The organism is Cupriavidus sp. 96C5-1, from assembly GCF_057798855.1.
Genome location: NZ_JBYOJU010000009.1, coordinates 1 through 19,355 on the forward strand (window position 1 = coordinate 1; position 19,355 = coordinate 19,355).

Annotated in this window: 16 protein-coding genes; 15 read left to right on the forward strand and 1 reads right to left on the reverse strand. The window is 65.5% G+C overall.

The window, feature by feature from the left end:
- Positions 1-3 precede the first annotated feature (3 nt).
- The 13 genes from AC3FOF_RS12740 to AC3FOF_RS12800 all read left to right on the forward strand — a co-directional run bounded on the left by AC3FOF_RS12740 (position 4) and on the right by AC3FOF_RS12800 (position 15,973).
- Complete coding sequence (locus tag AC3FOF_RS12740) at positions 4-1,488, forward strand: CoA-acylating methylmalonate-semialdehyde dehydrogenase (RefSeq protein WP_488726884.1); 1,485 nt, start codon at positions 4-6, stop codon at positions 1,486-1,488.
- A gap of 74 nt (positions 1,489-1,562) precedes the next feature.
- Complete coding sequence (locus tag AC3FOF_RS12745; protein WP_488726814.1) at positions 1,563-3,248, forward strand: GMC family oxidoreductase; 1,686 nt, start codon at positions 1,563-1,565, stop codon at positions 3,246-3,248.
- Between the two features lie 430 nt (positions 3,249-3,678).
- Positions 3,679-4,455, forward strand: coding sequence for an ABC transporter ATP-binding protein (locus tag AC3FOF_RS12750; protein ID WP_017224161.1), 777 nt, complete (start codon positions 3,679-3,681; stop codon positions 4,453-4,455).
- A gap of 9 nt (positions 4,456-4,464) precedes the next feature.
- Entirely contained in the window at positions 4,465-5,190 is a 726-nt protein-coding gene (locus AC3FOF_RS12755) for an ABC transporter ATP-binding protein (protein ID WP_017224160.1), read from the forward strand.
- 117 nt (positions 5,191-5,307) lie between these two features.
- Complete coding sequence (locus AC3FOF_RS12760) at positions 5,308-6,516, forward strand: ABC transporter substrate-binding protein (RefSeq protein WP_017224159.1); 1,209 nt, start codon at positions 5,308-5,310, stop codon at positions 6,514-6,516.
- Positions 6,517-6,758: 242 nt separating this feature from the next.
- Positions 6,759-7,643: a branched-chain amino acid ABC transporter permease gene (locus tag AC3FOF_RS12765; protein ID WP_017224158.1), complete on the forward strand. Its 885-nt coding sequence runs from the start codon at positions 6,759-6,761 to the stop codon at positions 7,641-7,643.
- A complete protein-coding gene (locus AC3FOF_RS12770; RefSeq protein ID WP_035805502.1) occupies positions 7,643-8,683 on the forward strand; it encodes a branched-chain amino acid ABC transporter permease in 1,041 nt (346 codons plus the stop codon). The genes AC3FOF_RS12765 and AC3FOF_RS12770 overlap by 1 nt, the downstream gene beginning before the upstream one ends.
- Positions 8,684-8,981: 298 nt before the next feature.
- The gene (locus AC3FOF_RS12775) at positions 8,982-9,512 is read left to right on the forward strand and encodes a hypothetical protein (protein ID WP_488726815.1); all 531 of its coding nucleotides are present in this window, start codon (positions 8,982-8,984) and stop codon (positions 9,510-9,512) included.
- Positions 9,513-9,606: 94 nt separating this feature from the next.
- Entirely contained in the window at positions 9,607-10,365 is a 759-nt protein-coding gene (locus tag AC3FOF_RS12780) for a sulfite exporter TauE/SafE family protein (RefSeq protein WP_488726816.1), read from the forward strand.
- Positions 10,366-10,738: 373 nt separating this feature from the next.
- Positions 10,739-11,890: an ABC transporter substrate-binding protein gene (locus tag AC3FOF_RS12785; RefSeq protein ID WP_017224607.1), complete on the forward strand. Its 1,152-nt coding sequence runs from the start codon at positions 10,739-10,741 to the stop codon at positions 11,888-11,890.
- Positions 11,891-12,368: 478 nt separating this feature from the next.
- Entirely contained in the window at positions 12,369-13,421 is a 1,053-nt protein-coding gene (locus AC3FOF_RS12790; RefSeq protein ID WP_276265529.1) for a branched-chain amino acid ABC transporter permease, read from the forward strand.
- 10 nt (positions 13,422-13,431) lie between these two features.
- Positions 13,432-15,219, forward strand: coding sequence for a branched-chain amino acid ABC transporter ATP-binding protein/permease (locus AC3FOF_RS12795; protein ID WP_017224609.1), 1,788 nt, complete (start codon positions 13,432-13,434; stop codon positions 15,217-15,219).
- 10 nt (positions 15,220-15,229) lie between these two features.
- Positions 15,230-15,973 (forward strand): ABC transporter ATP-binding protein, encoded by a 744-nt coding sequence (locus AC3FOF_RS12800; RefSeq protein ID WP_017224610.1) that lies wholly within the window; start codon positions 15,230-15,232, stop codon positions 15,971-15,973.
- Positions 15,974-16,236: 263 nt separating this feature from the next.
- Here AC3FOF_RS12800 and AC3FOF_RS12805 read toward each other — a convergent pair whose 3' ends face one another.
- Entirely contained in the window at positions 16,237-17,181 is a 945-nt protein-coding gene (locus AC3FOF_RS12805; protein WP_488726817.1) for a LysR substrate-binding domain-containing protein, read from the reverse strand.
- Between the two features lie 122 nt (positions 17,182-17,303).
- On the opposite strand from AC3FOF_RS12805, the gene AC3FOF_RS12810 reads away from it, so the two are divergent.
- Both AC3FOF_RS12810 and AC3FOF_RS12815 read left to right on the forward strand, forming a co-directional pair.
- On the forward strand, positions 17,304-18,296 hold the full coding sequence (locus AC3FOF_RS12810; protein ID WP_017224612.1) for a tripartite tricarboxylate transporter substrate binding protein BugE: 993 nt from the start codon (positions 17,304-17,306) through the stop codon (positions 18,294-18,296).
- A gap of 13 nt (positions 18,297-18,309) precedes the next feature.
- Complete coding sequence (locus tag AC3FOF_RS12815) at positions 18,310-19,170, forward strand: N-formylglutamate amidohydrolase (RefSeq protein ID WP_017224613.1); 861 nt, start codon at positions 18,310-18,312, stop codon at positions 19,168-19,170.
- Positions 19,171-19,355: the final 185 nt, after the last annotated feature.

Sequence of the window (19,355 nt, forward strand, 5' to 3'; positions counted from 1 at the left end):
GAAATCGCGCACTACATCGGCGGCACCGTGCGCGCCGCTTCGTCGGACCGCTTTGCCGACGTCTTCAACCCGGCCACCGGCGCCGTGGCCGGGCGTGTGGCGCTGGGCTCGGCGCAGGACGTGGACGCCGCGGTGGCCGCCGCGCACGCGGCCTTCCCGGCCTGGTCCGAGACCGCGCCGCTCAAGCGCGCGCGCATCCTGTTCAAGTTCAAGGAACTGCTCGACCGCCACCACGACGACCTCGCCGCGCTGATCACGCGCGAGCACGGCAAGGTGTTCTCGGACGCCAAGGGTGAGGTCACGCGCGGCATCGAGGTGGCGGAATTCGCCTGCGGCATTCCCAACCTGCTCAAGACCGATTTCACCGACAACATCGGCGGCGGCATCGACAACTGGAACCTGCGCCAGCCGCTGGGCGTGGTGGCCGGCATCACGCCGTTCAACTTTCCGGTGATGGTGCCGATGTGGATGTTCCCGGTGGCGCTGGCCTGCGGCAACACCTTCGTGCTCAAGCCGTCCGAGCGCGATCCTTCGCCCTCGCTGCTGATCGCCGACCTGCTCAAGCAGGCCGGCCTGCCCGACGGCGTGTTCAACGTGGTGCAGGGCGGCAAGGAAGCCGTGGACGCGCTGCTGGCGCACCGGGACGTGCAGGCGCTGTCCTTCGTCGGCTCCACGCCGATCGCCGAGTACATCTATGCCGAGGGCACCCGGCACGGCAAGCGCGTGCAGGCGCTGGGCGGCGCCAAGAACCACCTGGTGGTGATGCCCGACGCGGATCTCGACCAGGCGGTGGACGCGCTGATCGGCGCGGCCTACGGCTCGGCGGGCGAGCGCTGCATGGCGATCTCGGTGGCGGTGGCGGTGGGCGAGGTGGCCGACCGGCTGGTGCCGCGCCTGGCCGCACGGGCGCAGGCGCTGAAGATCCGCAACGGCATGGAGGCCGATGCCGAGATGGGCCCGCTGGTGACCGCCGCGCACAAGGCCAAGGTGGAAGGCTATATCGCCAAGGGGGTGGAAGAGGGCGCGCAGCTGGTGACGGATGGCCGGGGCCACAAGGTGGATGGGCATGAAGGCGGCTTCTACGTCGGCGGCACGCTGTTCGACCACGTCACGCCGGACATGACGATCTACAAGGAAGAGATCTTCGGCCCGGTGCTGTCGGTGGTGCGCGTGCACGATGTTGCCGAGGCGGTGGACCTGATCAACGCGCACGAGTACGGCAACGGCGTATCGTGCTACACCAGCGACGGCGGCGTGGCGCGCGCGTTCTCGCGGCAGATCCAGGTGGGGATGGTCGGCATCAACGTGCCGATCCCGGTGCCGATGGCGTGGCATTCGTTCGGCGGCTGGAAGCGCTCGCTGTTCGGCGATCACCACGCCTACGGCGAGGAGGGCATCCGCTTCTACACGCGCTACAAGAGCATCATGCAGCGCTGGCCGGACAGCATCGGCAAGGGCGCGGAGTTCACCATGCCGGTGGCGAAGTAGGGACCCGGCCGTAGAATGCCGTGAGCGGCGCCGTGCCTGCCTTGCGCTGAATTCAACAGGAATGATCGAGGATCATGGAGAGCTACGACTACATCATCGTCGGCGCCGGTTCGGCCGGCTGCGTGCTGGCCAACCGCCTGACCCAGGACCCCGAGGTGAGCGTGCTGCTGCTCGAAGCCGGCGGCCGCGACGACTACCACTGGATCCACATCCCGGTGGGCTACCTGTATTGCATCGGCAACCCGCGCACCGACTGGATGTACCGCACCGCGCCTGAAGCCGGCCTGAACGGCCGCTCGCTGGGCTATCCGCGCGGACGCGTGCTGGGCGGGTCGTCGTCGATCAACGGCATGATCTATATGCGCGGGCAACGCGAGGACTATGACGACTGGGCACGCCTGACGGGCGACGACGGCTGGTGCTGGGACCGGGTGCTGCCGCTGTTCAAGCGCAGCGAGGACCATCATCGCGGCGGCGACGAATTCCACGGCGCCGGCGGCGAGTGGCGGGTGGAAGGGCAGCGGCTGCGCTGGGATATCCTGGAGCGGTTCATCGATGCTGCCGAGCAGGCCGGCATCCCGCGCACCGACGATTTCAATCGCGGCGACAACTTCGGCGTGGGTTACTTCGAGGTCAACCAGCGCCGCGGTATCCGCTGGAATACCGCCAAGGCCTTCCTGCGCCGCGCGGCCGACCGGCCCAACCTGACCATCGTCACCGGCGCCCAGGTCAGCGCGCTGACCTTCGACGGCCGCCGTTGCAGCGGGGTGGCTTATCTTGGCGGCGCCCAGCCCTTCACGGCAGGGGCGCGCGAGGAAGTGATCCTGGCGGCGGGCGCGGTCAACACGCCGCAGCTGCTGGAGTTGTCGGGCATCGGCCAGCCAGAGCGGCTGCAGGCGCTCGGCATCGCGGTGCGCCATGCCTTGCCCGGCGTCGGCGAGAACCTGCAGGATCACCTGCAGCTGCGCAGCGTGGTCAAGGTGGAGGGCGTGCGTACGCTCAATACGCGCGCGGCAAGCTGGTGGGGCAAGCTCGGCATCGGCCTGCAGTATGCGGTCAACCAGAGCGGGCCGATGAGCATGGCGCCGTCGCAGCTGGGTGCGTTCGCGCGCTCGGACCCGTCGCAGGCGCGCCCTAACGTCGAATACCACGTACAGCCGCTTTCTCTCGACAAGTTCGGCGACCCCCTGCATCGCTTCAATGCCTTCACCGCCAGCGTGTGCAACCTGCGCCCGACCTCGCGCGGCAGCGTGCATATCGCCAGCGCGGACTTCCGCCAGGCGCCGGTGATCGCGCCCAATTACCTTTCCACCGAGGCTGACCGCAAGGTGGCGGCCAATTCGCTGAAGCTGACGCGGCGCATCGTCGCGTCGCCCGCGCTGGCGCCCTACAAGCCACAGGAGTGGCTGCCCGGGCCAGCCGTGGAAACCGACGAACAGCTGGCCCAGGCGGCGGGCGATATCGGCACCACCATCTTCCACCCGGTCGGCACCTGCCGCATGGGACGCCCCGACGATCCCCTCGCCGTGGTGGACCAGCGCCTGCGGGTGCTCGGCGTCGACGGCCTGCGCGTGGTGGATGCCTCGGTGATGCCGTTGATCACTTCGGGCAACACCAACTCGCCCACCATCATGATCGCGGAGCGTGCCAGCGACATGATCCGCGAGGACCGGCGCCGGCGTGTTTCCGGTGCGCAAGGGACCGCTCCCCCGGCTGCCGGTGCGGTTGCCGCCAGAACGGGCGCTGCCGCGCAGGCCTGACCGGATGGCCGCAGCGGCGATGGGAATCGCCGGAACGCAGCCGTGATTGCGAACCTGACATGGACCTGACATCTGGTTCATGTTTCATAATCAGTGCAAACCCGGATGTTTTGCGACGCAGCAGACGCACACAATAGACGCCGAGATGCCGTGCAGTAGCGCTCACATTGGCGCGCCCTTACCAGGGCGCGTCGCGCGTTCCGGAAAGGGCGCCGCGCGGCCGGATGTAGTCCGGAACAGCAAGACAAGCAAAACAAGACAAGCGGTGCTTGAGCCGCGACAGCCACGAACGGCACGATCCGCGCCATTGGCACGATGAGCACGATCAGCGCGGGGCGTGCGGGTGGTGGTGCGGCGAGCACCACAGTTCTGACCATTTGGCGGAGCCGGCCAGAAGCCGGCGCCGCAGCAAGAGGGCGGGCAGGAGACCATGAATCAGCAAGACACGATCCTGGAAACGCGGAACCTCACCAAGGAGTTCAAGGGGTTTACCGCGGTGAGCGACGTCAACCTGCGGGTGCGGCGCGGATCCATCCATGCCTTGATCGGCCCCAACGGCGCGGGGAAGACCACGTGCTTCAACCTGCTGACCAAGTTCCTGGTGCCGACCACCGGCACCATCCTGTTCAACGGCATCGACATCACGCGCGAGCAGCCGGCGCAGATCGCCCGGCGCGGCGTGATCCGTTCGTTCCAGATCTCGGCGGTGTTTCCGCACCTGACGGTGCTGGAGAACGTGCGCATCGGCCTGCAGCGGCAGCTTGGCACCTCCTATCATTTCTGGCGCAGCGAGCGCACGCTCGACGCGCTCAATGCGCGCGGCATGGAGTTGCTCGACCAGGTCGGCCTGACCGATGTGGCGCAGACCGTGACCGTCAACCTGCCGTACGGGCGCAAGCGCGCGCTGGAGATCGCCACCACGCTGGCGATGGAGCCGGAGCTGATGCTGCTGGACGAGCCCACCCAGGGCATGGGCCACGAAGACGTGGCGCGCGTCACGGAGCTGATCCGCAAGGTCGCGGTGGGGCGCACCATCCTGATGGTCGAACACAATATGAGTGTGGTCTCGTCGATCGCCGACAAGATCACGGTATTGCAGCGCGGCGCGATCCTGGCCGAAGGGCCGTACGCCGAGGTATCGAAGGACCCGCGTGTGATGGAGGCCTACATGGGCACCGTCGAAGCCGAACTGCAGGGCGCGCACTAAGGAGCCAGGATGAGCACAACGCCCGCACTTGAGATCAAGGACCTGCACGCCTGGTACGGCGAATCGCACATCCTGCATGGCGTCGACCTGACCGTGAACCCGGGCGAGGTGGTGACCCTGCTTGGCCGCAACGGCGCGGGGCGCACCACCACGCTGCGCGCCATCATGGGCCTGACCGGCCAGCGCAAGGGTTCGATCCGCGTCAACGGCACCGAGACCGTCGGCATGCCCACGCACAAGATCGCGCATTGCGGCATCGGCTATTGCCCGGAGGAGCGGGGCATCTTCGCCAGCCTGTCGTGCGAGGAGAACCTGCTGCTGCCGCCGCTGCTGAGGATGAAGGGCGGCGCGGCGCAGAAAGGCATGAGCGAGGCCGAGATCTACGAGATGTTCCCCAACCTGAAGGAGCGCCGCCAGAGCCAGGGCACGCGCCTGTCGGGCGGCGAGCAGCAGATGCTGGCCGTTGGCCGCATCCTGCGCACGGGTGCCAACCTGCTGCTGCTCGACGAGATCTCCGAGGGCCTGGCGCCGGTGATCGTGCAGGCCCTGGCGCGCATGATCCTGATGCTCAAGAAGAAGGGCTACACGGTGGTGATGGTGGAACAGAACTTCCGTTTCGCCGCGCCGCTGGCCGACCGTTTTTATGTGATGGAACACGGCACCATCGTCGAGCGCTTCGCGGCTTCGGAGCTGCAGGCCAAGATGCCGGTGCTGAACGAGTTGCTTGGGGTCTGATCCATGCCCGCGCGACCCGGGTGGGTCGCACGCATGATACGCGGGCATGCATCGCAGGCATTGTTTTAGGGCAGGAACGGGTGGCGTCGGATGCCGCCGAAACTAAGGAGACAAGCAATGAAGATGACTCGGCTGGCGGTCGCTCTGGCGGCCATCGCAACGGGAGTGGCAATGGCCCCGGCCTCGGCGCAGGTCTCGGGCGATACCGTCAAGATCGGCTATATCACCGACATGTCGGGCCTGTATGCGGACATCGACGGTCCGGGCGGCCTTGAAGCGATCAAGATGGCGATCGAGGATGCCGGCGGCAAGGTGCTGGGCAAGCCCATCGAGCTGGTCTCGGCCGATCACCAGAACAAGGCCGACATCGCGGCGTCGAAGGCGCGCGAGTGGATGGACCAGCAGGGCCTGGACGCGCTGATCGGCGGCACCAACTCCGCCACCGGCCTGGCCATGAACAAGGTGGCCATGGAGAAGAAGAAGGTCTACTTCAATATCGGCGCCGGCTCGGCACGCCTGACCAACGAGGAATGCTCGCCGTACACCGTGCACTATGCCTACGACACGGTGGCGCTGGCCAAGGGCACCGGCAGCGCGGTGGTCAAGCAGGGCGGCAAGTCGTGGTTCTTCCTGACCGCGGATTACGCCTTCGGCCACTCGCTGGAGAACGATACCTCTGCGGTGGTGAAGGCCAACGGCGGCACCGTGGTGGGCGCGGTCCGCCATCCGCTGAACGCCTCCGACTTCTCCTCCTTCCTGCTGCAGGCGCAGTCGTCCAAGGCGCAGATCCTGGGCCTGGCCAATGCCGGCGGCGACACCATCAATGCGATCAAGGCGGCCAAGGAATTCGGCATTACCAAGACCATGAAGATCGCCGGCCTGCTGATGTTCATCAACGATATCCACAGCCTGGGATTGAAGAACACCGAAGGCCTGCTGATGACCGACAGCTGGTACTGGGACATGAACGACGACACGCGCAAGTTCGCCAACCGCTTCTTCGGCAAGATGAAGAAGATGCCGAGCAGCCTGCAGGCCGCCGACTACTCCGCGGCGCGCACTTACCTGAAGGCGGTCGAGGCAGCCAAGACGGACGACCCGGACAAGGTCATGGCCGAACTGAAGAAGCTCAAGATCAACGACTTCTACACCAAGGGCTACATCCGCCAGGATGGTCGCGGCATCCACGACATGTACCTGATGCAGGTGAAGACGCCGGCCGAATCGAAGAAGCCATGGGATTACCTGAAGGTGGTCGCCACCATCCCGGGCGAGCAGGCTTTCACCACGGTGGCGGAGTCGAAGTGCTCGCTGCTGAAGAAGTAAGGGCTTGAGCTGAAGTTGTGTGGTCCCGCCCGCCCCGCAAGGGAACCGGGCGGGGGCTGGTGCCTTCCTTTGCGCCGGGAGGCACCGGTCAGACGATTGGGGCGCCGCTGCGCGGCGTTGGCATGCCGGCTGTGCCGCCGGCGGCCACACGCGTAGCCAGAACCGCTTCGCTTCATTTTGATCGCGCTTGCCTGGCGGGGGATTGACGGACCCCGGCTGGTGCGCCAACGGTAACGCCTGCGATGGACATCTTCGGTATTCCTCTGCCCGCCATGCTGTCCCAGTTGCTGCTGGGGCTGGTCAACGGTGCTTTCTATGCGATGTTGAGCCTGGGCCTCGCGGTCATCTTCGGGCTGCTCAACGTCATCAATTTCGCCCACGGGGCGTTGTTCATGCTCGGCGCGGTACTGGCCTGGATGGGCATGGAGTACGCCGGGATCAACTACTGGCTGATGCTGGTGCTGTCGCCGCTGGCGGTGGCGCTGATCGGCGTGGTGATCGAGCGCACCATGCTGCGTTGGATCTACAAGCTCGACCATATCTACGGGCTGCTGCTGACACTGGGCATCACGCTGGTGATCGAGGGCATCTTCCGCTCGATCTACGGCGTGTCCGGGCTGCCGTATTCGCCGCCGGAAGCCCTCAGCGGCGCCACCGATCTCGGCTTCATGATCCTGCCGAACTACCGGGCCTGGGTGGTGGTGGCCTCGCTGGCGGTGTGTTTTTCCACCTGGTTCCTGATCGAGAAGACCAAGCTGGGCGCCTACCTGCGGGCCGGCACCGAGAATCCCAAGATGGTCGAGGCGTTCGGCGTCAACGTACCGTTGATGGTGACGCTGACCTACGGCTTCGGCGTGGCGCTGGCTGCCTTTGCCGGCGTGCTGGCGGCGCCGGTGATCCAGATCTCGCCGCTGATGGGACAGAACCTGATCATCATCGTGTTCGCCGTGGTGGTGATCGGCGGCATGGGCTCGATCATGGGCTCCATCCTCACCGGCCTCGGCCTGGGCGTGATCGAGGGGCTGACCAAGGTGTTCTATCCGGAGGCGTCGTCCACGGTGGTGTTCTTCATCATGGTGATCGTGCTGATGCTGCGCCCGGCCGGGCTGTTCGGGAGGGAGAAGTGATGAGCCAACCATCGAGCCAACCATCCGGCGCGGCGGTGGCCGCGGGGCAGACAAGACAGGGGCAGGGCGTGCAGAAGAAACTGTTGTACGGATTGTTGCTGCTGGCGCTGATCGTGGCGCCGATGGCCGGCGCATATCCGGTGTTCGTACTCAAGGTGCTGTGCTTCGCGCTGTTTGCCTGCGCCTTCAACCTGCTGATCGGCTATACCGGCCTGCTGTCGTTCGGCCATGCCGCCTTCTTCGGCGGCGCGGCCTACGCGGCCGGCCACGCCATGAAGGTGTGGGGCGTCACGCCCGAGGTGGGGCTGGTGCTGGGCACGCTGACCGGCGCCCTGATCGGCTATGTGGTCGGATCGATCGCGATTCGCCGCCAGGGCATCTACTTCTCCATGATCACGCTGGCACTGGCGCAGATGCTGTTCTTCTTCTGCCTGCAGGTGCCCTACACCGGCGGCGAGGACGGCCTGCAGGGCATTCCGCGCGGCAAGCTGTTCGGCCTGTTGCCATTGGACAACGACCTGACGCTCTACTATGTGGCGCTGGCGATCATCGTGGCGGCCTTCGCGTTGATCGTGCGCACCGTGCACTCGCCCTTCGGGCAGATCCTCAAGGCGATCAAGGAGAACGAGCCGCGCACGATCTCGCTGGGCTACGATACCGACCGCTTCAAGCTGATGGTGTTTGTGCTTTCCGCGGCGCTTTCCGGCCTGGCCGGCTCGATCAAGGCACTGGTGCTGGGCTTTGCGACGCTGACCGACGTGCACTGGTCTATGTCGGGCTCGGTGATCCTGATGACGCTGGTGGGTGGCCTGGGCACGCTCTCGGGCCCGCTGGCCGGGGCTTTCGTGGTGGTGGCGCTGGAAAACAAGCTTGGCGACATCGGCAATTTCCTGGCCTCGGCGACGGGGATTGAATGGTTCGGCTCGCTGGGCGAATCCGTCACCATGGTCACCGGCGTGATCTTCGTGATCTGCGTGTTGACATTCCGCCGCGGCATCATGGGCGAGCTTCTGGCGCGGTTCGGGAAGCCCCGGGAGTGATGACAGGGCGACATGCCCGCTTTTGGGGCTAGGGTTTCTTCTAGCTTGCCTGGAACGCACCGCTTCGTTACATTCCATATACGGTTTTCGCAGGTTAAATGGAGGCGGAAGCGAGGAGACGACAGGCGCGCAGTCACTAGGCTGCAGTGTCAATATAAGATGAAGGCGTTGCTGGGTGATCCTCGGCAACGCCTTTTTTCATGCCCGTTTGTGGTGCATTGCTAGCACTTCGCCAGGAAGTCCGCATTGGGCAGGCGCGGGGTGCGTGCGACAATGCCGCCTTGCCACCGGGCCTGCCATGCCTTCAGATTCCTTTTCCCCGTTTCCTTCCCCGCCTGACACCCCCGTTTCCACGGTTTCTCCGGCCAGCCCCCAAGCCCTGATCCGCCTCGCCGGCACGGCCGATAGCGAGACGCTGTGCGCCTGGCTGCAGTCGCGCCAGCCGCTGCCTGTGGCTGCCACGCGCGCCCGGCAGGCGTTGGTGGAGGGTCTGCTGGCCCGGCCGGAGCGGGGGGCGTGCGTGCTGGCGGAAGCGGCGGCCGGGCTGGTGGGCTGCCTGCCCGTCGCGCTCGTGCCTCAACTCGGCCTGGCCGGCCTGGCGGCGCTCGCCACCGAATGGTGGGATGACGGAATGCCCTCGCAGGATGCCGCCGTGCTGCTGGCCTGCTGCGATCTGCTGGCCGACTGGTGCCGCGCGCACGGTGTGCGCCATCTGCTGCTGGCGCCCGGCTTGCTGGCGGCATCGCAGGCAGCGGCGGCGGGCTTCCTTCCGCAGGCCGGCGGCCTGTGGCATCGCAACCTGTCGCCGGCGCCCAAGACGCTCGGCTGACGCCCCTCGCGCGGATCTGCCGCGCGCATGGCCCGCCGGCCCCGATCCGCGCTCTTTCCTCTTTCCTCCTCCTGCCTCTGTTGCCCCGCGCTCCATGGAATTCGCGTTTCTTGCTGTTGCCGCCTTTCTTGCCGGCCTGATCGATGCTGTCGCCGGCGGCGGCGGGCTGGTGCAGCTCCCGGCAATGTTCTCGGCCTATCCCGGCCTGTCGCCGGCGACGCTGGTGGGCACCGGCAAGGTCGCATCGCTGGCGGGCACCGCCAATGCCGCGCTGCGCTATGGGCGCCGGGTGCGCATCTACTGGGACGCGACCTTGCCGGCGATGGTGTCGGCCTTTGCTTTCTCGATGGCTGGCGCCTACGCACTGACGCTGATCCCGGCCGGACCGCTGCGCAAGTCGCTGCCCTTCATCCTGGTGATCCTGCTGGTGTACACGGTGGCAAAGAAGAACCTCGGCGCCGAGCATGCGCCGTCGCTGTCCGGCGGCAGGGAGCGCGCGGCAGCCTTGCTGGCGGGGGCGGCGATCGGTTTCTACGACGGTGTGTTCGGTCCCGGCACCGGCAGTTTCCTGATGATCGTGTTCGTGCGTGTGTTCGGCTACGATTTCCTGCACGCCTCGGCATCGACCAAGGTCGTCAATCTGGCCACCAACCTCGCGGCCTTGCTGCTGCTGGCGGCCAAGGGACATGTCTGGTGGCAGCTCGGGCTGGTGATGGCGCTGGCCAACGTGGCGGGCAGCCAAGTGGGCAGCCGGCTAGCGCTCAAGCACGGCAGCGGCTTCGTGCGGCGCGTCTTTATCGTGGTGGTGACCGCGCTGATCGCCAAGACCGCGTGGGATGCCTTCAGCCGTTGAGGCATGTCGCAGCGATGCGCATGCTGCGATGCGGGTTAATCCGGCTACCCGCGCGATAGTGCTGTTGTTAGACTCGCTACGCATTCCCGACCGCGCGGTCGGTGAATGAGCGGCGCGGACGGCGCGGCATGGATTCCATGCCGAACCGTGCGGCGTGCCGCCGGGGAACACGCGCAGGATGGGAGAGAGGGCGCCGCGGATACCTATCCGCCAGGCGTCCGGGTAGCAGGCGGGCGCCAGCGTTGCGTCCGGGGCACGGGCCCGCGAGGGTTCCGGTCACGACAAAGACAAGAAGGAAGACCATGAGAGGCATCCGACCGGCCGGAAGCCGGGACGGATGCCTTTTCCGTTTGCCGCAATGGAAGGAGACACGATGACATTCAAGCGCGCCAGCCTGCTGGCTCTTGCTGCCGCTACCCTGTGCGCCGGCACCGCCAGCGCACAGGTCAAGGTCGGGGTAACGGTTTCGGCCACGGGACCGGCGGCCTCGCTGGGCATCCCGGAGAAGAACACCATCTCGCTGCTGCCGAAGGAAATCGCCGGCAAGAAGGTCGAGTACATCGTGCTGGACGACGCGTCGGACACCACCACCGCGGTCAAGAACACGCGCAAGCTGATCAGCGAAGACAAGGTCGACGTGGTGATCGGCTCCACCGTCACGCCGAACTCGCTGGCCATGGTCGATGTGGTGGCCGAGAACGAGACGCCGATGATCACGCTGGCCGCCTCGGCCCGCATCATCGAGCCGATGGACGCCAAGCGCGCCTGGGTCTTCAAGACGCCGCAGAACGACTCGCACATGGCCACCGCCATTGCCGAGCATATGACCAACAACAACGTGAAGACGGTGGCCTTCATCGGCTTCGCGGATGCCTATGGCGATAGCTGGGCGCAGGAGTTCGCCAAGGTGGCGGAGATGCGCAAGATCAAGGTGGTGGCCAACGAGCGCTTCGCGCGCACCGATACCTCGGTGACCGGGCAGGTGCTCAAGATGATGGGCACCAACCCCGACGCGGTGCTGATCGCCGGTTCAGGCACGCCCGCCGCACTGCCGGCCAAGGCGCTCAAGGAGCGCGGCTGGAAGGGCAGGATCTACCAGACCCACGGCGTTGCCAATGCCGATTTCCTGCGCGTCTGCGGCAAGGATTGCGAAGGGACCTTCCTGCCCGCCGGCCCGTTGCTGGTGGCCGAGCAGCTGCCCGACAACAATCCGGTCAAGAAGCCGGCCATGGCGTACAAGACGGCTTATGAAAAGACGTTCGGCGGACAGGTCTCGACCTTCGGCGGCCACGCCTGGGATGCCGGCCTGCTGCTGCAGCGCGCGATCCCCGAAGCGCTGAAAAAGGGGCAACCCGGCACCAAGGAGTTCCGCAAGGGGCTGCGCGACGCGATGGAGCAGACCAAGGAGCTGCCGATTTCCCACGGCATCATGAACATGACGCCAACCGATCACCTCGGGCTGGACCAGCGCGCGCGCGTGATGGTGCAGGTCGTCGACGGCAAGTGGAAGCTGCAGGCCAAGTAAGCGAAGCCAGGCAAGCACGACGAGCAAGACAAGACGGCGGGATATCGCCATACCCGGGGCGCATGGTCAGCCATGCGCCCTTTTGTTTGCGCGGTGCGCGCCGGCGATCCGCCAGCCGGGCGTCGCCGTCCCCGGGGCGCTACAGGTCTACTGGCAATCCCGCACTTGACACCATTCGCGTCATGCACGATCTTTAACGTGTTAATTAATTTCGGCTAGCTCAGCCTTGCCCGGCGGCGAGACGCGCGCAAGGAGGCAAGGCGATGCGCAAGGCAGTCTTGCTGCGCCGCGGATTGCTGCACAAGCCATGCGGAGCAGCACCTGCGCCGTTCCTCAGGTTGCGGATGTGGCACTGCGGAACCTAAGGGTTCGTCAGGATTTGCGCTATGCGTAAGTTGTTTACTATTTCGTAATCCGTAAATTCACATGCCAGCCGGCCTCCCTCGCCGGCGGGACTCACTAACAATACGGGGAGACAATGGACCTCTCGATTGCCGCCATCCTGGCGCAGGACGGGATCACCTCGGGCGCCATCTATGCGTTGCTCGCGCTGGCCCTGGTGCTGGTGTTCTCGGTGACCCGCGTCATCTTCATACCGCAAGGAGAGTTCGTCGCCTATGGCGCGCTGACCCTGGCGGCGATCCAGTCTGGCCACGCCCCGCAGAGCAGCTGGCTGCTGCTGGCCATGGGCGTGCTGACCTTCATCTACGAGACGGTCACCATCCTGCGCAGCGCAGAGCTGCGCCGTACCGCCGCCAGACGAATGACGATCCTGGCGGGGAAATACCTGATCTTCCCACTGGCCGTGCATCTGCTGGCGCAAACCTTCGGCGCACAGCCCATGCCGATGCTGGCGCAGATCGCACTGACCCTGCTGATCGTGGTGCCGCTCGGGCCCATGCTGTATCGCCTGGCGTACCAGCCGCTGGCCGAGGCCAGCACGCTGGTGCTGCTGATCGTCTCGGTCGGCGTGCACTTCGCGCTGGTGGGGCTGGGCCTGGTGATGTTCGGTGCTGAGGGGTCACGCACCACGGCGTTCTCCGAGGCGCGCTTCGAAGTGGGCAGCCTGACCATTTCGGGACAGAGCCTGTGGGTGGTCGGCGTGTCGGCGCTGCTGATCGCGGCGCTGTACTTTTACTTCGAGCGCACCATTGTCGGCAAGGCGCTGCGCGCCACCGCGGTGAATCGCCTTGGCGCGCGCCTGGTGGGTATCGGTACGACGCAAGCCGGGCGCTTGTCGTTCACGCTTGCAGCGGCGATGGGCGCGCTATGCGGCATCCTGATCGCGCCGCTGACCACGGTCTACTACGAGTCGGGCTTCCTGATCGGCCTCAAGGGTTTCGTTGGCGCCATCGTGGGCGGCCTGGTGAGTTACCCGGTGGCAGCCGCGGGCGCCATCCTGGTGGGGCTGCTCGAATCCTATTCATCCTTCTGGGCCAGTGCCTTCAAGGAGGTGATCGTATTCACCCTGATCCTGCCTGTGCTGCTGTGGCGCTCGCTCACCAGCAAGCATGTGGAAGAAGAGGAATAAGGGGCACGCCATGAACAACAATCACAAGAACCGGATTTTCATGCTGGCGTTTGCCGTGGTGCTGGCCTTGCTGCCCGTACTTCCGACGCCGGAGTTCTGGATCACGCTCGGCAACTATATCGGCCTGTACAGCATCGTCGCCATCGGCCTGGTGCTGCTCACCGGCGTGGGCGGCATGACGTCGTTCGGCCAGGCGGCATTCGTGGGGCTGGGCGCCTACAGCACGGCGTATCTCTCCACGCAGTTTGGCCTGTCGCCGTGGCTCGGACTGCTGGTGGGGCTGGTCATCACCATGGCCTCGGCCTACGTGATCGGCCTGATGACCATGCGCATGTCCGGCCACTACCTGCCGCTGGCTACCATCGCATGGGGGCTGTCGCTGTTCTTCCTGTTCGGCAACCTGGAATTCCTCGGCAAGTACGATGGCCTGAACGGCATCCCGGTGCTATCGCTGGCCGGCGTGGAACTGCACTCGGGCCGCTCGATGTTCTACCTGATCTGGGCGGTGGTGCTGGTGGCGGTGATCGCCATGCAGAACCTGCTCAACTCGCGCCCGGGTCGCGCCATCCGCGCGCTCAAGGGCGGCGGCACCATGGCGGAGGCGATGGGCGTCAACACGGCGTGGATGAAGGTGGTGATCTTCGTGGTGGCGGCAATGCTGGCCTGCATTTCCGGCTTTCTTTACGCGCACCTGCAGCGCGCGGTGAACCCGACGCCGTTCGGCCTGAACTACGGCATCGAGTACCTGTTCATGGCGGTGGTCGGTGGCGTGGGCCACGTGTGGGGCGCGGTGCTCGGCGCGGGCATTCTCACCATCCTGAAGGATGTGCTGCAAGGCGTGCTGCCCAAGCTGCTGGGCGCCAACGGCAACTTCGAAACCATCGTGTTCGGCGTGCTGATGGTGCTGCTGCTGCAATACGCGCGCGATGGCATCTGGCCGTTCATCCGCAAGCTGTTCCCGAGCGGCCCGCCCGTGATGGCGCCGGCGCAGGCCGAGTTGCTGCCGCTGCGCGCCAAGCCGCAGGCGGGCGAGCTGATTCTCGATGTGCAGGCCGCGCGCAAGGAGTTTGGCGGGCTGGTGGCGGTGAACGATGTCAGCTTCCAGGTACGGGCAGGCGAGATCATCGGCCTGATCGGTCCCAATGGCGCGGGCAAGTCCACCACCTTCAATCTCGTGACCGGTGTGCTGCCGGTCACGCGCGGCGAGGTGCGTTACCGCGGCGAGGTGATCTCCAGCCTGCCGTCGCGCGAGATCGTCAAGCGCGGCATCGGCCGCACCTTCCAGCACGTGCATCTGCTGCCCACCATGACGGTGCTGGAGAACGTGGCGATCGGCGCGCACCTGCGCGGTGATTTCGCGGCGCAGGGCGGGGTGACCGCCGCGATCCTGCGCATGAACAAGGCGGAGGAGGAGAAGTTGCTGCACGAGGCCGCGCGCCAGCTCGAGCGTGTGGGCCTGGCCGACTGCATGTATATGGAAGCCGGCAGCCTGGCGCTGGGCCAGCAACGCATCCTGGAAATCGCACGCGCGCTGTGCTGCGACCCCGCGCTGCTGTTGCTTGACGAACCCGCCGCCGGGCTGCGCTACAAGGAGAAGCAGGCGCTGGCCGAACTGCTGAACAAGCTCAAGGGCGAAGGCATGAGCGTGCTGCTGGTCGAGCACGACATGGACTTCGTGATGAACCTGACCGATCGGCTGGTGGTGATGGAATTTGGTACGCGCATCGCCGAAGGCGTGCCGGAAGACGTGCAGAAGGATCCGGCGGTGCTCGAAGCGTATCTCGGTGGCGTGGAGTAAGGAAAAGACAATGAGCCTGATCCTGGAAGTGAAAGATCTCCATGTGCGCTATGGCAAGGTGGAGGCAGTGCACGGCGCTGGCCTGAAAGTGGAGGCCGGCAAGATCGTGACAGTGATCGGTCCCAACGGCGCGGGCAAGTCGACCATGCTCAACGCGATCATGGGCGCGCTGCCGGTGAGCGGTTCGTCCTCGGGCGCGGTCAGCTATCTTGGCCACGATATGGCGGGGCTGCCGGTGGAAGGGCGTGTGGCGCGCGGCATGTGCCTGGTGCCGGAAAAACGCGAGCTGTTCGGTTCGATGAGCGTGGCCGACAACCTTGTGCTTGGCGCCTACCGCCGCAAGCGCGCTGGCGAGAAGCATTTCCTCGACCAGCTGGAGGTGGTCTATGGATTGTTTCCGCGCCTGAAGGAGCGGGCGAAGCAGGACGCCGGCACGCTCTCCGGCGGTGAGCGCCAGATGCTGGCGGTGGGCCGCGCGCTGATGGCCAAGCCGCAATTGCTGATGCTGGACGAACCCAGCCTCGGGCTGGCGCCGCTGATCGTGAAGGAGATCTTCCACATCATCAACGACCTGCGCAAGACAGGCGTGGCGACCCTGCTGATCGAGCAGAACGCGCGGGCGGCGCTGCAGGTGGCGGACTACGGCTACGTGATCGAGACCGGGGATATGGCGATGGAAGGGCCAGCGGCCGAGCTGGCGGCGAACCCCAAGGTGATCGAGACATACCTGGGGCTGGCGAAGAAGGCGGCTTGAGGCTCGCCTGGCGTGAAATTCACTGGATAAATAATGGCAGGCTTTGGCCTGCCATTATTATTTCTGGTGCCTATTCTTCGGGAGGCATCAGGCGATTGGCTTTTTAAGCCCATTGCCAGCGCAGCGATAGGTACGCTAAAAATTCTCGGCAAGAATTTATGTGTGCATCTATTTTGTAAATATATTCTTTCTGAGAATATATGTGCCGTAGCGCCAAAAAATTATGCGTTAAATAAACGTAAATCGTCCAATTTTGTTTTTGATTATTCATTCTGTGAATTGTCTGGGTTGACGTCCAGCACATCCGGATCCTGGGCCGCCGTTTCCAGCAGCCATGCCTGAAACCGGGCAAACGCCGGATGGTCCCGCCGCTCTCGTGGCGCGCACAGGAAGTAACCCCGGGTCAGCCGGATTGGCAGATCGAACGGTGCCGCCACGCGCCCGGCGGCGATCTCTTCGCGTACCAGGCAGCGCTGCAGCACCGCCACGCCCATGTCCGCCTTGACCGCCTGGACCAGGATCGAGACCTGATCGAAGCCGCTGGCGAGCGCGGGCGCAGCACTGGGTACGCCTGCGGCCCATAGCCAGTGCTGCCAGTTGGCAGGCGCGGTGGTGTGGTAGAGCAGGGGTTCGTCCAGCAGTTCGGCGGGCTGTGACCACCGTCCGGCTTGCTGGCGTGCCCGGGCGCGATCGGGGTGGCAGATTGGCACCATCTCGCTGCCAATCACGTAATCGCATTGCAGGCCTGGCCAGCGGTCTGCGGTGCCAGCCAGGATGGCGGCATCCGGGGCGGGGCCGGAGAAGTCTTCATCGCGCCGGTAGGGTACGAAATCCAGGCGGATCTCGGGGTGGCGGCGGTGGAAATCCGGCAGCCGCGGAATCAGCCAGACACTGGCCAGCGTGGGCACGGCAGAGAGCGTCAGGCGGTGCTGGCGGTCGCGGGAGAGCAGGGCGGCACTGGCATTTTCGATGGCCGTCAGCGGCCCCGCCACGGACTCCAGCAGCTGTCGGCCGGCGTCGGTAAGCGTCAGGCGGTGCGCATTGCGCTGGAGCAGGGGCAGGCCGAAATGCGATTCCAGCCGGGCAATGGCGCGACTGATCGCACCCTGGGTCACGCACAGATCTTCGGCCGCGCGCGTAAAGCTGCCCAGCCGCGCGGCGGCGGCAAAGGCATGGAGCTCGGACATCGAAGGGGAGCGTAGCCGCATGGGTGCTGGGCGGACCGAGAATGAGCTTTGGTAATGCAACCGTGCAATATAGTCGTTTGTGCGGACCCGGTAAACTGCCGACACTTGGCCATTCGTCGATATAACGCCAAGGAGAAAACCTCATGATCCGAGCCCGTCAGCCGCGCCGGCTTTTCGTCCTGTCCTGCCTGGCGGCGTGCGCCAGCCTCACCGCCGGCAGTGCGCTCGCGCAGGCCAACTATCCGAACAAGCCGATTCGCCTGGTCGTGCCCTTTGCCGCGGGCGGCTCGACCGACCTGTCGGCACGCCTGGTGGCGGAGTTCGCCGGCCGCGAACTGGGCCAGTCCATCGTGGTGGAAAACAAGGGCGGCGCCGGCGGCTCGCTCGGTATGGAACAGGTTGCGCGGGCAGCGCCCGATGGCTACACCATCGGCATGGCGACCGTCAGTACGCACGGCTCCAACCCGGCCGTGTACCCCAAGCTGAACTACGATCCGATCAAGGACTTTGCACCGATCACCAACGTGGTGGCGATCCCAAGCGTCTTCGCGGTGCATCCCAGTGTGCCAGCCAAGACCATGCAGGAGTTCATCGCACTGGTCCGTGCCAATCCCGGCAAGTACAGCTTTGCTTCCCCCGGAGCGGGCTCCCTTGGCCACGTGAACATCGAGAATTTCATGATGCTGGCCAAGCTCGATCTGCTGCATGTGCCGTACAAGGGGGCGGGCCTGGCGCTCAACGATGCGGTGGCGGGGCAGGTCAATGCCATCACCGACAACCTGTCGTCCACGCTGCCCCACGTGAAATCGGGCCGGCTGCGCGCCCTCGCCGTGCTTGGCGCCACGCGCTCGCCCCTGTTGCCCAATGTGCCGACCTATGCGGAACTCGGCTACAAGGAGATGGGCGAGGGCGGCTGGTTTGGTATCGTCGCGCCGGCTGGCACGCCGCCGGCCATCGTCGCCAGACTCAACAGCGCCATCCACAAGGCCATGCTGAACCCGGAGTTCAAGCGCAAGGTGGAGGAGTCGGGCGGCACGCTGGTGCCGACCACGCCGGATGGCTTCAAGGTGCAGATCCAGCAGGCCATGGCGCGCTACGCGCGGGTGGCCAAGGCTGCCAATATCAAGCTGGATTGAGCGGACCGATAGCATGAGCGATAGCTTCGAACCTTTCGTCCACATCGCGCCGCAGGCGCAGTCCTTGCCGCTGGTTTGTGATTCGCCGCATAGCGGCACGCATTACCCGCAGGATTTCCGGGCGGCCATCCCCACCCAGCGTTTGCGGGCGGGCGAGGATACCCATATCGACGCGCTCTGGGATGCGGTGCCGCGCGTCGGAGGCACACTGATTGCGGCGAATTTCCCCCGCGTCTACATCGATCCCAACCGGACGCTCGACGATCTCGATCCCGATCTGCTGGACGGCGCCTGGCCCGAGCCGCTGGCACCGGGCGAGAAGACGCGGCTTGGCTATGGGCTGATCTGGCGCAACATGGATGCGGCGACCCCGATCTACGACCGCAAGCTCTCGCTGCAAGAGGTACGGAGCCGGATCGATCGCTACTACCGGCCCTATCATCGGGCGCTGTCGGAAGCGGTGGAGGACACCTATCGACGCTTCGGCGCGGTCTGGCATCTGAACCTGCATTCCATGCCGAACAACGCATACGAGCGGCTCAAGATCCAGAGCCCGCACCCGCTGGCGGACTTTGTGCTGGGGGATCGGGATGGCTCGACTTGCGAGGCGGGCTTTGTCGGACTGGTGGCGTCGGAGCTGCGCGCGCTGGGATATACGGTAGCGCGGAACGATCCGTACAAGGGCGTGCAGCTGATCGCACAGATTGGCCGTCCGGCTGAGCGGCGCAACAGCCTGCAGATCGAGATCCGGCGGCCGCTCTATATGGATGAAGTGACGCGTGAGCGCAATGCCGGCTTCGACCAGCTTCGAGGCGATCTTGGCCGACTGGTTGAACGCATCGCCGCCTATCTGCGCGAGCAACGGCGACCGTAGCGCTCCTGCGGTTTTGCGTGACGCACAGGAAGGCCGGACCCTTGGGTCCGGCTTTTTTGTTTCACGTGGAACACAGCCGTGTCCTTCATGCGCCACGTTTCACGTGAAACGTACTGCGGCGCAGGGAAGGCCAGAGGAATGCCGTTATAATTCGGCATCCCGATTCATTCCCGTCAGCCTCCCGG

Excerpts from the sequence above, each read along its gene's own strand:
- AC3FOF_RS12745 (WP_488726814.1), top strand. The coding sequence starts at position 1,563 with ATGGAGAGCTACGACTACATCATCGTCGGCGCCGGTTCGGCCGGCTGC.
- AC3FOF_RS12750 (WP_017224161.1), top strand. The coding sequence starts at position 3,679 with ATGAATCAGCAAGACACGATCCTGGAAACGCGGAACCTCACCAAGGAG.
- AC3FOF_RS12755 (WP_017224160.1), top strand. The coding sequence starts at position 4,465 with ATGAGCACAACGCCCGCACTTGAGATCAAGGACCTGCACGCCTGGTAC.
- AC3FOF_RS12760 (WP_017224159.1), top strand. The coding sequence starts at position 5,308 with ATGAAGATGACTCGGCTGGCGGTCGCTCTGGCGGCCATCGCAACGGGA.
- AC3FOF_RS12765 (WP_017224158.1), top strand. The coding sequence starts at position 6,759 with ATGGACATCTTCGGTATTCCTCTGCCCGCCATGCTGTCCCAGTTGCTG.
- AC3FOF_RS12770 (WP_035805502.1), top strand. The coding sequence starts at position 7,643 with ATGAGCCAACCATCGAGCCAACCATCCGGCGCGGCGGTGGCCGCGGGG.
- AC3FOF_RS12775 (WP_488726815.1), top strand. The coding sequence starts at position 8,982 with ATGCCTTCAGATTCCTTTTCCCCGTTTCCTTCCCCGCCTGACACCCCC.
- AC3FOF_RS12780 (WP_488726816.1), top strand. The coding sequence starts at position 9,607 with ATGGAATTCGCGTTTCTTGCTGTTGCCGCCTTTCTTGCCGGCCTGATC.
- AC3FOF_RS12785 (WP_017224607.1), top strand. The coding sequence starts at position 10,739 with ATGACATTCAAGCGCGCCAGCCTGCTGGCTCTTGCTGCCGCTACCCTG.
- AC3FOF_RS12790 (WP_276265529.1), top strand. The coding sequence starts at position 12,369 with ATGGACCTCTCGATTGCCGCCATCCTGGCGCAGGACGGGATCACCTCG.
- AC3FOF_RS12795 (WP_017224609.1), top strand. The coding sequence starts at position 13,432 with ATGAACAACAATCACAAGAACCGGATTTTCATGCTGGCGTTTGCCGTG.
- AC3FOF_RS12800 (WP_017224610.1), top strand. The coding sequence starts at position 15,230 with ATGAGCCTGATCCTGGAAGTGAAAGATCTCCATGTGCGCTATGGCAAG.
- AC3FOF_RS12805 (WP_488726817.1), bottom strand. The coding sequence starts at position 17,181 with ATGCGGCTACGCTCCCCTTCGATGTCCGAGCTCCATGCCTTTGCCGCC.
- AC3FOF_RS12810 (WP_017224612.1), top strand. The coding sequence starts at position 17,304 with ATGATCCGAGCCCGTCAGCCGCGCCGGCTTTTCGTCCTGTCCTGCCTG.
- AC3FOF_RS12815 (WP_017224613.1), top strand. The coding sequence starts at position 18,310 with ATGAGCGATAGCTTCGAACCTTTCGTCCACATCGCGCCGCAGGCGCAG.